The sequence below is a fragment of the Rufibacter ruber genome (assembly GCF_001647275.1).
Taxonomy (GTDB): Bacteria; Bacteroidota; Bacteroidia; order Cytophagales; family Hymenobacteraceae; genus Nibribacter; species Nibribacter ruber_C.
The window spans coordinates 1-13,551 of the sequence record NZ_LRMM01000093.1 but is presented as its reverse complement, the minus strand read 5'-3'; the positions used below and the strand labels follow the sequence as shown (position 1 = coordinate 13,551).

Below are 13,551 nucleotides of genomic sequence, written 5' to 3'. Positions count from 1 at the left end.
ATTCTTGTTTTGGGCAATTGCAACAGCAAAACAGAAATACTTTTTTACAACGTCAACTCCTTGAAGCTGACAGTTTTTTCTGATTTATCTATGGGCAGGTGACCGCTTGTGCCTTACACGCAGAACAGCTCCCTGTTTTGGGGCCGTTTTCTGAAAACTAGCCCTAAAACGGCGGCAGAAGTAAACACCACATAAAACTTTGCAGATAAATAATGGACAAACGCGTAGCAGGCTGGTACCCAATACTACTTCTCCCTTTGGCTGCCCACCCTATAAAAGAATGCACTGCGTGACTCCTTGGTAAGCAGGGCCTTGAGTTGTCCCCTAAAAGCGCTCTTCAGGATTTGCCCCCTCTGGCACCTTCCATTTTGAGCTGATAGAATGACAAAAGAAAAATCCGGAGTTTCTTATTTTTAAATCACAAATCCTGAAGAACGGAGACCTATCGGCCCGGTCCTTTGAAGGGAACAAGGCGAGGCCTGTATTACTTCCGCACCATCACGTCGTTCTTGCCTACGCTAAGCAAAGACTCCTCCGGTAGCTTCCAAATGTACTTAGGCAGACCTACCTGGTTTGGAGCTGTTTTGGCCAAAACAGCTCCAAAACGCACTTAACCTGCTTCAGAAACTTCTGCAGCAAAAGATAGCGATACTTTCTAATGGCAATACCCTACACAGTTCAGAAGAAGGAGAGCCTACCTTTTAGAAATTTGCCCAAACATCATCCACCTCTCGTTACATCAATAGCAAATCAAATTTCACCTGCCTCATATAATCTTACGGCTACCTGAATCAGCCACCTTTATAAAATAAAAAAGCCGGACTCTCTGGTCCGGCTTTTTAGACGTTTCCTCCCCTTGTTACCGCAAAATCCTAATTCCGCCGCCGCGGCTCCCCATGGGGTTCAGGTGCTTGTTAAGGGTGTAGGTGAACTGCAGCAGGAAGTACTGCCCCAGTGAATTCATGGTTTCCCGCTGCACATAGTTGGCGCTGGCTGTCTGGTTAATGCCCATGTTCTTGTCTAGCAGGTTCACCGCCACCAGACGCAGTTCCCCCGTGTTGTTCTTCAGGAACTGCTTGGCCAGGGAAACATTCAACAACGGAATGTTCTGCCGGAAACCCAAGTCCGGGTTGTTGTACACCAGATAGTCCAGGACTCCGTTCAGGTGAAAGTGGAGGGGCAGGTAAACAGTGGCCTCCCCCGTGTAGGTTTGGTTCAGGAACTGCTGGTCGCGGCTCCCTTCTGCGCTGTAGTTGGTGGTTTGCAGGCTGAGGTCACTGCGCAGGCTTACCTCAAACTTTTGGTCCAGACGGTACTCGTACCTAAGGTTGCCGCCCACGGTGCGGTTCTCTGTGGTGGTGGCACTGTTGTCAATAAGGTTGATGCTCTGCTGCTCTCTCAGGCTCAGGCCTACATTAAAGCGGCTGTTGAGCTTGCGCACCGGATAGCCCACGTTCAGGTTCACCCCAGAAATCCGGCTATACCTCACGTTCACCGGCTGTGAGGTACGGCTCAGGCCTGCGCCGTAGGTGACAGAGTTGGTAATGGCATCTGTGGTATAGTTCATAAACCCGCGGGCGAAAAAGCTGATCATGGACGTGGGGTTGAACATGGTGAAATTGGCTCGAAGCTGGTGCTGGTAGGCCGGTCTTAGCCCCGGGTTCCCCACATACACATTCAGCCGGTTGCTGCTGTCTGGCAGCGGCTGCAACTGCCGCACAGACGGTTCCTGCACAGAGGTCTCGTAATTAAAATCAAACCGGCGGTTGCTCCCGAAATCATAGTTGAACCGGGCGCTGGGGAGAAAGTTGTCAAATGACTTCTGTACCGGTCTGTTCTCCTTCTGGCGCACGTAGCCAATCAGGTCAGAGTGCTGAAAGCCCGGGCCCACGGCAAAACTGAAAGCATCACGGTTCACCCTGAAGTTCACGTTGGCACGGTGGTACTGGAAATCACTGTTGTACCGGTTTGACTGGTTTTGATTGATGAGCCGCTCACCGTCCTGCAGGTCAAACACCTTTTGGTCAGAAATATTCCGGTTCTGCCTAAACAGGTACGAGGCCTCCAGGTACCGGCGGTTGCCCAACGGTTCAGTACCGTTCAGCGTGGCGCTGTAGCTGTGGGAGTTGGTTTCACTTTCCCGGTACTGGTGGATGGTCTCAGTGGGCCGCTCTGTAAACCTATATACTCCGTAATTTAGGTTTTCAGCGTCATTCTGGTTCAGACTCCCCTGGGCGGTGAGCGAGAGGGTGCGGCCTTTTTTAGGGAATTTGTGCCGAAGCAATAGACTGGCAGTCGCATTTCCCCCCTGCCCGGTGGTGTTGTTCCGGCTGTCACCGCTGTTCTGGAATTCGCCTGCGGCATTCACGGTTCTACTGACAGAAGTACCCACGCCTTTGCTGGTGCTCAGCCCGGCATTTACCGTTAACTTGACAGAGTTGGCCGAATCCAGTTTATGGTCTACTGCAAAGTTTAACCGGTGGTTGGTGTTGGTATTTTCCTGGCTGCCGGTCTGGTTCAGGAAAAAGTTGCCGGAGGGCCTGAACTCCTCCCGCTCCAGTACATGGCGCACGTCATGGTTCAGATGGTTCAGGAAATAATTCCCGGTGGCCTCCGTGTCTTTGCCCAGGGATTGGTTGAAATTGGCACCTCCCCCGTAGGAGCGCATCAACCCATTGGTTCGGTCACCGGTGTTTAAGGGAATAGCTGAATTGGGGCCTATCTCTATCCGTAAGCCACCCCCAGACGCCATTTGTTGCATACCGCCGGTGAAGGCTAAATATTCATCTATCCCGAAGCCCTGGGTGTTGACATTGTTGGCCATGCCCAGCACGGAGAACTGTTTCCCCTTCTGAAAACGGTTCAGGTTGAATTTGCCCTGGAAACGGGAATCTGTTCCCGCCCCGGCCATCACACTGCCAAATACCGCATTCTTCTTGTCTTCTTTCAGTTCCAGGTTAAGGGTTTTGGTTCGCTGCCCGTCTTCAATGCCAGAGAAATCAGCCTGGTCAGATTTTTTGTCATACACCTGCACTTTCTTCACCGCGTCTGCGGGCAGGTTTTTGGTGGCCAGCTTAGGGTCATTTCCAAAGAACTCCTTCCCGTCTACGGTCACCCGCTGCACCTTCTCCCCCTGCACAGAGACAGATCCGTCACTGGCCACCTCCACGCCCGGCAACTTCTTCAGGAGCTCCTCTACCGCGGCGTTGGGTTGGGTTTTAAAGGAGCCGGCGTTAAACTCTATGGTATCTTTTTTTATCCTTACCGGATCCTGCTCCCCCTGCACCACCACTTCGCCTAACGCATTGGGTGCGGTTTTAAGAACAATGGTCCCCAAGTCTACTACGCCGGGCACGGCAGGGGCTTCAATGGTTTTGTAGAAAGGCTCAAAGCTCACAAAAGAGATTTTCACCAGCACCGGGCCGTTGAGGTTTTTCAGGTCAAAGGTACCTTGGGCGTCTGTAGAGGCAAATGAAACAAGCGTTGAGTCTCTGGGCTGCAACAACAGCACGGTAGCAGAGGGTAAGGCACTGTTTTTGTCATCTACCACCCTGCCTTTTACAGTAAACTTCTGGGCAAGCGCCGCCGGGCCTACCAGCAGGAAGGCAATGAGAAGAAGACTTTTCATGGAAGTTCTTTTCCCTAAGGCTTAGTTCCTGATCATGATGTTCCCTCCGCCCTGCCGCATGCGCTCCATCTGCTCAGACAGCATGGCCTGGTACTGCTTTTCTGTTACCTTCTCCCCTTTGACAGGCTCTACCAGCTCCCCTTTTTTAAGAGGCCTTACGTCAACCTGCAGGGCTTTCACAACTCGCTCGCCGTTGTTCACATCCAGCTCCAGCACGGCACCGGGCAATGAGGCATACGAATCTGGCCCCAGATAGGGGCGCAGTTTTTCTGTGTACCAGGCCACCACCGTCTGGTTTCGCTGCTCCTGAAAGTAGGTGGCCTGCCTGCACACATACCCGGCAATGGTTTTGGTTTCCTTCCCAAACTTCCAGGGCAAAGTGCTGAGACTGTCTTGGATCAGGTATTTTTTTCCGTTGAACTCCCGCAGAGAAATACGTTTAGATTCTGAGGGAACCAGGAACAGCTCACCGCCGCCCATCCTGATCCTGAAAGAGGTGCCGCTGGTTCCGGCTGCCGCCTCCTCCTCCTCATCTACCATGCGCTTGTACAAAGAGGCCTGCTGGTTAAAGTACAGTGCTTGCTTGCTCACGTTGAATTCAGGCATCATTGCTTTCATACTTTCCCGCTCTTTGGTGAGAGCTCGGTGCAGGTTGACTTTTACTTCATAAATAATGACACCCTCCTGCGCCATAGCCCCAGTAGAAGCGCATATAAGAATGAAAAAGAAAAGGGTAGTAAGTATGCTTTTCATAGACTGATTTTTTTTGAGTAAAAGTAGCGGGCTAGAAAAAGCAATGGTGTTAACAGCTCCCTAAGGAAACGTTAAAGTATTGTTAAAGGAATGCGCCTTCCTCCTGTAGCACCATGCGGCGGAAAGGATACAGCTATTCTCCAGACTCATCCCAATGTTCACCTGGACGTTTAAGATCAATGCGAAAGCCGCTCCGTTTGGCAAGATTCTGCCCCTGAGCAAGAACCTGCTTCTGGCAGACTAAAAACCCGGGAGCAGAATCAGGAGAGGTGACATTTCTTCTGATTCAACGTATAATCAGGAGACTGTTGTCCGCTTGGGCTATGCTCTTCAACTTCTTACCGGCTACAGCTAACCGGCCAGATACATATTTTTAACTGTGCATCCTTTCATTGATGAAAACCAAGAACCTGCTTCTCACTCTTCTTCTTCTTTTAATGATTTCTGTTTCCGGGAGCGCGCAAGTGAAACCCCTTGACGCTGAACTGGCCAACTATACCTACCCTTTTCAGGTGAGCTTCCATCAGGTGAAGGTGCAGCGCCAGAACTTTAAGATGGCGTACATGGATGTAAAGCCCCAGAAACCGAACGGGAAAACCGTACTCCTGCTCCACGGCAAGAATTTTAACGGCGCCTACTGGGAACAAACGGCTTCTGATCTGGCCAGGAATGGCTTTAGGGTGCTGATTCCAGACCAGATAGGGTTTGGAAAATCCTCTAAACCGCAGAACATCCAGTACTCTTTCCAGATGCTGGCGCAGAATACCAAAGGGTTGCTTGACAGCCTGGGCATCAAAAAGACAGCTGTTCTGGGCCATTCCATGGGCGGCATGTTGGCCACCCGGTTTGCCCTCATGTACCCCGAAACGGTTGAAAAGCTGATCCTGGAGAACCCCATTGGCCTGGAAGACTGGAAACGCTGGGTGCCCTACCAGAACGTGGAGAAATGGTATGCCGGTGAACTGAAGCAAACCGCAGAGGGCATTAAAAAATACCAGTTAGAAAACTACTATGGCGGCCAATGGAAGCCGGAGTATGACAAATGGGTCCACCTCCTGGCCGGCTGGACAGTGGGCCCCGACTATCCGCTCATTGCCTGGAACGCAGCGCTTACCTATGACATGATCTTCACCCAGCCGGTGGTATATGAATTTGAGAACCTCCAGATGCCCACCCTGCTCCTCATTGGCCAACGGGATCGTACTGCCCTGGGTAAAGCCAACGCCGCCCCTGAGGTAAGGGAGAAATTGGGGAACTACCCGGCCCTGGGAAAAGAAACGGCCAAAAAAATCAAAAACTCCACCTTGGTGGAAATTGACAACGTAGGGCACCTCCCGCACATTGAAGCGTATGAACGGTTTATAACGCCGCTGCTCCAGTTCTTACGCTCTTAACCTGCTCAGGCAGACTTAATGCCAAAAGCATCTGTTTTCCTGTTTTGGGGCTGTTTTTCTAAAAACGGCTCCAAAACAGAACTTACATTCTTTCTCTCCCTCCTGGGCACTTTGCCCAAAGCCAGAGATAAAAGCCCCATTCCTGTCTACTGAAGAACCATAAGCACTAAGCCCCCCCTATAGCTCCTGAACAGATCTGCAGGGGGTGTTCTTTTTTGATAAAAAAATTGCAAACAACTACAGCATTGGGGGTACCGCCGCCCATCTAAAAAAGTATTGCTTTCCAGTTTTTCTGCTATACAGGCTCACGTCTGCCTTACAGCCTGAAACAAACACGTGCTACATAAACAGCAGTAGAGACAACGTGTTTTTGGCCTGTTTTTACAAAAACAGGCCAAAAACAGAAAAACTTCTCCACAGCATTAAACCCTTGCCCAACTGGTTAGTCAAAGGCCAAACCAATACCATGCAATGAAAAAAATAAGCTTACTTTTCTATTTCCTGCTTTCCATATCCTATCTTAGTTTTAGCCAATCTGCCAGCATACGGGGCCAGGTAGTGGGGGGCGGTTCCCCGCTCATTGGAGCCACTGTTGCCTTACTGAATGCCCAGGATTCTTCTGTGTACAAGGGTGCCACCACAGACGTGGAAGGCAGATTTGAACTGGCGGGCGTTCGAAACGGAAACTTTGTGGTAAAGGTGTCTTACCTGGGCTTCAATGACCTGCGCAGACCCCTCACCGCCACCGGAACGCCTCTCAACCTGGGAACCCTCACCCTGGGTCAGACCGCTACCGCGCTGCGCGAGGTGGAAGTTGTGGGCCGCGCCGCCACTGTTATCCAGAAGCAGGACACCTCTGAGATGAATGCCTCGGCCTACAAGGTGAACCGAGATGCCAACGCTGAAAACCTCATCCAGAAGATGCCGGGCATCACCATCCAGAACGGACAGGTGCAGGCACAGGGCGAGCGGGTGGCCCGGGTGCTTGTAGACGGGAAAGAGTTCTTTGGCGAAGACCCTAACGCGGTTTTAAAGAACCTTCCGGCCGAAGTCATTTCAAAGATCCAGGTGTTTGACCGCCAGAGCGACCAGGCCCAGTTCACCGGCTTTAGTGACGGCAATGAGCAGAAAACCATCAACATTGTGACCAAACCCGAGTTTAGAACCGGCCAGTTTGGGCGTTTCAGCGCGGGGGCCGGCACAGATGAGCGTTTCAGGCTGAGCGGGAACTACAACAGCTTTGAAGGCGACCGCCGCATTTCTATTGTAGGCTTGAGCAACAACGTAAATGAGCAGAACTTCTCCTCAGAAGATTTAGTAGGCGTGGCCAGCGCCTCCAGCCGGGGCGGTGGAGGTATGCGCGGCAGTAGCGGGGGCGGTGGCTCCCGTGGCGGCGGCGGAAGCTGGGGCGGCGGCAACAACACCGGCGACTTTCTGGTGAACACCAGCAACGGTATTGCCACTACCAACGCCATTGGCGTTAACTACCTGGACAAATGGGGCAAGAATGTAGACGTACAAGGCAGCTACTTCTTCAACCATTCTAACAATGACTATTTCTACAACGCTTTCCGTCAGTTTGACCCTGAGCGGGAAGATGGTTTAGATGTGCGGGAGATAGGGAATTCAGATGCTAAAAACCAGAACCACCGCCTCAACCTGCGGGTAACGTACACCATTGACAGCGCAAACTCTATTATTCTCCGCCCGCGCCTGAGCCTGCAGCAGAATGAGGGGCTAAGCACCACAGATTCACGGGTGACCAGCGGCGGCGAATCTGCACTGAGTTCGCTGGCCAACAACTTTGACAACCTCTTCCGGTCAGATTTAACCGGCATTAACTTCAACAACAGCATTCTCTACCGTCACAGCTTTGCCAAGCGCGGCCGTACCGTCAGTGTTGACGTCACCAACAGCTACAACCAAAACAAAGGGGATAGCCGGCTTAATGCGAAGTACTTTTTTGACCTGATCAATGAGGGCGATGATTCGCTGGTGTACCAGAATTCCACCCTTGACAACAAAGGCTATGCTGCCGGAGCTAATGTAAACTACACAGAGCCGTTAAGCCAGAATACTCAGCTGCAGTTAACGTACAACACCAACTACAGCAAGTCAGACGGGGACAAGCGCACCTCAGAAAGTGAAACCGAAGAAGGGCCATATGATGCCCTTATTCTTAACCAGTCCAGCACGGTAGAGAATAAAACCCTTACCCAGGAGTTTGGCGGAGGCTGGCGTTACAATAACAAGGATTTTCAGTTGATGCTGAACGCCCGTTACCAATGGCTGCAGTTGGCAACAGACCAGTTGTACCCTACCCGTATTGACACAACCCGTAACTACCACAACATTCTGCCCTTTGCCATGTTGCGCTACAACTTCAACCAGGACCGCAACATACGGGTCTTCTACATGGGCCGCTCACAAACGCCTTCAGTAGACCAGTTGCAGAGCGCGGTAGATGTGTCTAACCCCACTTTGCTGAGCCAGGGTAACCCTAACCTGGGCCAGAGCTTTTCCCATAACCTGAGTCTGCGCTACTCCTCTGCCAACCCAGGCAGGTCTTCCTCTTTCTTTGCCTATGTAGGCGGTTCTTTCAACCAGGACTATATGGGCACCAGCACCTACCGCAATGACCGCAGAGCAACCGGAGATGAAACCCAGGATGCGCTTTTAACCTTCACCACCCCGGGCGGTGTTAAGCTGAAACCAGGGATGCAGCTCTCCCGGCCGGTAAACCTGGACGGGCAGTACAGTTTTAGGTCCTTCCTGAACTACGGGCTGCCGGTTACTTTCATCAAGTCAAACCTTAACGTGAACGCGGGGGCCAGCTACACCAATAACCCGTCTTTGGTGAGCAATTCAAGGTCTTCGTTTATGGAGACGGCCAATGACGCTGCAACCCTGAACCTTTCTGCCGGCATTGTGATCAGCAGCAACATCAGCGAGAACCTTGACTTTCTGGTGTCAACCAACTCTAACTACAATGACGTGAAGTACTCTTTCCTGAAGGAGCAGAACAACAACTACTACAACCAAAGCAGCTTGTTCAGACTGAACTGGGTAATCTGGAAAGGATTAAACCTGACCACAGAAGTTAACCACCAGTACAACGGAGGCCTGTCTGAAGGCATTGACCCAACGTTTATGCTGGTAAATGGCAGCATTGGGTATAAATTCATGCCAGACCGCCGGGCCGAGATCAGACTTTCCGGCTTTGACTTGCTGGGGGAGAACACCAGTATTCAACGGAACAACACCTCTACCTACATTGAAGATGTACAGACTACGGTGTTGCAGCGGTATTTTATGCTAAGCTTCAACTACAACCTGCGCCAGTTTGGCAATGCGGGCAGGGGCGCCGCCCCCGCCGGCGGGCCGCGAAGCTTCCAGCGGTAGAGAGTCTGCGTTCAGGGCTTGTTTTCCGTTTCCGGGCTGTTTTTCTCAAAACAGCCCGGAAACGGATTTTTTTTGCCTGGCCTCCGCTTCATTTCTTCTTTTTATTTACCATTATTGGGGCTACCCTTCTTGATCAGAAATTCCCCATGGAGAAAATAAAAGCCTACAACCAAAAGCTTCTGGCTATTCTGGGCACACTGGCAGTGCTCGGCTTTTTCTTGGTCTTTCTAGCCGGCTGCTACCTGGTAGTGGCTGACATTATCAGGAACAGGCAGTACGGCAGGTACCAGGCCGAGTCGCCCTCTATCCAGCTGCAGGATTCTTCCAGCACAGCAGGAGCCGCTATCAAGGCCAGACAGCACATCACCATGCAGGCGCCCACCTTACTAGACACGGCCGCCCAGATCTACCTGATTCCGGTTTCTTTGGCCAGCATTGACAAGAAGCAAGATGGCAATGACTTTGAGATTTTAGACTATGGGCTGAGCTCTTCTGGGCGGGGCCATAAATATTTCAGATTCAATGGAGCCTACTGTAACATTATCCTGTATCACCCGCTAACGGGAACCAGCCGGGTCATTTTTGACAAGACCGTGCACCTAACCCATTTCAGGAATTTTAAAATCAGCGGAAAACAATACCTTTTAATGAAAGGGAGCAGTAGAGACACTGACCAGGACGGGCAGCTGAACAGCAGTGACCTCCAGTCTTTTTACCTCTATGCGGTTGCAAACCAGACACTGCGGGAAGTCAGTTTCCCGGGCCTGGGGCTGGAAGACTACACCCTTCTGTTCAACTCAGATAAAATCATTCTCACCTTTGGAGTAGACCAGGACCGCAACGGCAGCTTACGCAATGATCCTTCCCTGCACAAGGAATTTTCAATTACCACTGGCCAAACCAAAAACCTGGTCAATCAGAGACAAATGGAACAGATACAGAAACTGGTCAATTGAGCAGCTCCTGTTTTCGGCCTGTTTTTCAGAAAACAGGCGAAAACAGCCCCTGGGCAACCGTGCCGGAAAGTGTAATTCGGCGTAATATTCCCTTTGACTTTCCCGCCGTAGCCCTTACATTGGGTGCTCAAGTTTGAGTTACCTTATTACCACATTCCTCCCCTCCTCCTGGCCGGGAAGAAGGGGCCGTTCCAGACTACATGAATCCTGAGAAACTAAAGCACATTGCCAGCCAGCTGGAGGGCGAATTCCACTTTGACAACACCATGCGCACGCTGTATGCCACAGACGCCTCAGCGTACCGCGAAAAACCGTTAGCCGTCGCGTTCCCCAAGAATGCCTCTGATATCAAAAAGCTGATACGGTTTGCCCGTGCAGAAGGAACCTCCCTGATACCGCGCACGGCGGGCACCTCTCTGGCCGGTCAGGTGGTGGGCAGCGGCATTGTGGTAGATGTGAGCAGAACCTTTACCCAGATTCTGGAGGTAAACCCGGCAGAAAGCTGGGTACGGGTGCAGCCCGGGGTCATACGGGATGAGCTGAACCTGTTCCTTCGGCCGCACGGCCTGTACTTTGGGCCCGAAACCTCTACCGCCAACCGCGCCATGATAGGCGGCATGGTGGGCAACAACTCCTGCGGCTCCAACTCCATTGTCTACGGCAGCGCGCGGGAACATCTCTTGAGCGTAAAGGCCATATTAAGCGACGGCACCGAGGCCGAGTTTGGGGCCCTGACCTTAGCTGAGTTTGAAGCCAAGTGCCGCGGCGAGAATACCAGCGGCGACCTGGAGACGCGCATTTACCAGGCCACCAAAGCCATGCTGAGCCACGGCCCCACGCAGGAAAACATACGGGCGGAGTTCCCCAAGCCCAGCATTCAGCGCCGCAACACGGGGTATGCCATTGACCTGCTGCTGGAGACTGAGCCCTTTACGGCGGGCAAAGAGCCGTTCAACTTCTGCAAACTCATTGCCGGCTCTGAGGGCACGCTGGCGTTTTTAACGGAGATACAACTGCACGTGAACCCGCTTCCGCCCAAAGAGATTGGCTTGCTCTGCGTGCACTGTGAAACAGTAGACGAGTCTCTGCGCGCCAACCTGGTGGCGCTGCGGCACAACCCCAGCGCCAGTGAGCTCATGGACCACTACGTGCTGGAGTGCACCAAAACCAACATTGAGCAGAGCCAGAACCGCTTCTTTGTGCAGGGCGACCCCGGGGCCATTCTGGTGGTGGAACTCACTGACCACACCCAGGCCGCTATTCAGGAGCGGGCACAGGCGCTGGTGCAGGATTTACAGAAAAACCAGCTGGGTTACCATTTCCCGCTGGTCTTGGGCCCAGATACCAAGAAGGTCTGGAACCTCCGCAAAGCGGGTCTTGGCCTGCTGTCTAACATTCCTGGTGATGCCAAACCGGTGGCGGTGATTGAAGACACGGCGGTTGATGTGGAGGACCTGCCGGAGTTTATCAGGGAGTTCAACCTCACGCTGGAGCAATACAACCTGTATTGCGTACACTACGCCCACGCCGGCAGCGGCGAACTGCACCTGCGGCCCATCATCAACCTGAAGACCGAAGAAGGCAACAAGCTCTTCAGGGATATTGCCACTGAGATTGCGCACCTGGTGAAAAAATACCGCGGCTCCCTGAGCGGCGAGCACGGCGACGGCCGCCTGCGCGGCGAGTTCATCCCGTTCATGATAGGCGAGGAAAACTACCGGCTGGTGGAGGAGGTGAAACGGGTCTGGGACCCCGGCAACCTGTTCAACCCCGGTAAGATTGTGAATACGCCCTCTATGAATTCCTCCCTGCGCTATGAGCCGGGCCAGGAGACGCCGGAGTTTGACACGGTCTTCAAGTTTCATCAGGCGGGTGGGGTGTTGCGGGCCGCCGAACTCTGCAACGGCTCCGGCGACTGCCGCAAAACCCACCTCACCGGTGGCACCATGTGCCCCAGCTACATGGTGACCCGCCATGAACGTGACACCACCCGTGCCCGCGCCAATGCCGTTAGAGAGTTCCTGACCCGTTCGCCCAAGGCCAACCGCTTTGACCACCAGGAAATCAAAGAGGCCATGGATCTCTGCATCTCCTGCAAAGGCTGCAAATCTGAGTGCCCCTCTAACGTAGACGTGGCCAAGCTGAAGGCCGAGTTCCAGCAGCATTACTATGATGCCAATGGCATACCGTTCCGCACGCGGTTGATCGCCAACTTCAACAACGCCAATAAGCTGGCCTCCCTCCTGCCGGGGGCGTACAACCTGCTGTTCAAAAATAAGCTTACCGCCCACCTCTTCAAGAAAAGTGTGGGCTTCGCGCCGAAGCGGTCACTGCCACTGCTGCATGCCACCACCCTCAAAAGCTGGTTTAAGAAGCACCAAAGAGAACGGGCGGAAAAGTCCAGTTCCTTTAAAAAGAAGGTGTACCTCTTCTGCGACGAGTTTACCAATTACAATGACACGCCTATTGGCCAGAAAGCCGTGCTGCTGCTGGAAAAGTTGGGCTACGAGGTGGTCATTCCGGAGCATGAGGAAAGCGGCCGCACCTACCTCTCCAAGGGTTTTGTGCGGGAAGCCAAGAAGCTGGCCCAACGGAACGTGGCCCTGCTGCACAAGCTCATCAGCGCCGAGACCCCTCTCATTGGCATTGAACCATCCTGTATTCTCACCTTTCGGGATGAATACCTGGATCTGGTAGACGCAGACCAACTGGAGGACGCCAAATCGCTTTCTATCCACTGCCTGCAGTTTGACGAATTCATTGCCCGGGAGCTCCTGAACAAGAACATTGACCCCAGCCTGTTCAAAGACGAGGAGCGGCAGGTTCAACTGCACGGACACTGCCACCAGAAGGCCCTCAGCAGCGTACTCTACACGCAGCAGATGCTCACCCTGCCAAAGAACTATAAGGTAGAAGTGATCCCCTCAGGCTGCTGTGGCATGGCGGGTTCTTTTGGCTACGAGGCAGAACACTTTGATGTCTCCATGGCCATTGGCGAACTGGTGCTCTTCCCCAGCGTAAGAGCCGCCGGAGAGGAGGTGATCATTGCCGCCCCCGGCACCAGCTGCCGCCACCAAATTCATGACGGCACCGGTAAAAATGCCAAGCATCCCATTGAGGTATTATATGAGGCACTGAAGTAGGCTGCGTTTTGGAGCTGTTTTCACAAAATCAGCCCGGAAAAAGGAAGTGCTTTATTATGAGAAATCTATATCCTATATTCGGCAGTGCAATTACGTTTATCCAGCTACCGTAGGTTGGATAAACGTATGTTTGGGTGCGGGCATAGTGGTGATAAATGTAATTGTGACGGTTATATGGTAGTTAATCCGTCATTGGATTATTTTCTGCTTTTATAATGGCGAAGCCTCCAGGCAAGGGAGGGGAAAGGAACCAAAGGTCATTAAAGCCTCAAAAT

General features: G+C 52.6%; 6 protein-coding genes. 4 read left to right on the top strand and 2 right to left on the bottom strand.

Annotation, left to right across the window (positions count from 1 at the left end; genetic code table 11):
* Positions 1–859 precede the first annotated feature (859 nt).
* Entirely contained in the window at positions 860–3,628 is a 2,769-nt protein-coding gene (locus A8O25_RS20670) for an outer membrane beta-barrel protein (protein WP_066839286.1), read from the bottom strand.
* Positions 3,629–3,649: 21 nt separating this feature from the next.
* The gene (locus A8O25_RS20665; protein WP_066839285.1) at positions 3,650–4,381 is read right to left on the bottom strand and encodes a GLPGLI family protein; all 732 of its coding nucleotides are present in this window, start codon (positions 4,379–4,381) and stop codon (positions 3,650–3,652) included.
* Positions 4,382–4,776: 395 nt separating this feature from the next.
* Between A8O25_RS20665 and A8O25_RS20660 the strand changes: the two genes are divergently transcribed.
* The 4 genes from A8O25_RS20660 to A8O25_RS20640 all read left to right on the top strand — a co-directional run bounded on the left by A8O25_RS20660 (position 4,777) and on the right by A8O25_RS20640 (position 13,276).
* Positions 4,777–5,775 carry an alpha/beta fold hydrolase gene (locus A8O25_RS20660; RefSeq protein WP_066839284.1) on the top strand — a complete coding sequence of 333 codons (999 nt, stop codon included), beginning with the start codon at positions 4,777–4,779 and terminating at the stop codon, positions 5,773–5,775.
* Positions 5,776–6,246: 471 nt separating this feature from the next.
* Positions 6,247–9,177, top strand: coding sequence for an outer membrane beta-barrel protein (locus A8O25_RS20650; RefSeq protein WP_066839279.1), 2,931 nt, complete (start codon positions 6,247–6,249; stop codon positions 9,175–9,177).
* A gap of 146 nt (positions 9,178–9,323) precedes the next feature.
* Positions 9,324–10,133 (top strand): hypothetical protein, encoded by an 810-nt coding sequence (locus tag A8O25_RS20645; protein ID WP_066839278.1) that lies wholly within the window; start codon positions 9,324–9,326, stop codon positions 10,131–10,133.
* Positions 10,134–10,333: 200 nt separating this feature from the next.
* A complete protein-coding gene (locus tag A8O25_RS20640) occupies positions 10,334–13,276 on the top strand; it encodes an FAD-binding and (Fe-S)-binding domain-containing protein (protein ID WP_066839277.1) in 2,943 nt (980 codons plus the stop codon).
* The last annotated feature ends 275 nt before the right edge of the window (positions 13,277–13,551 follow it).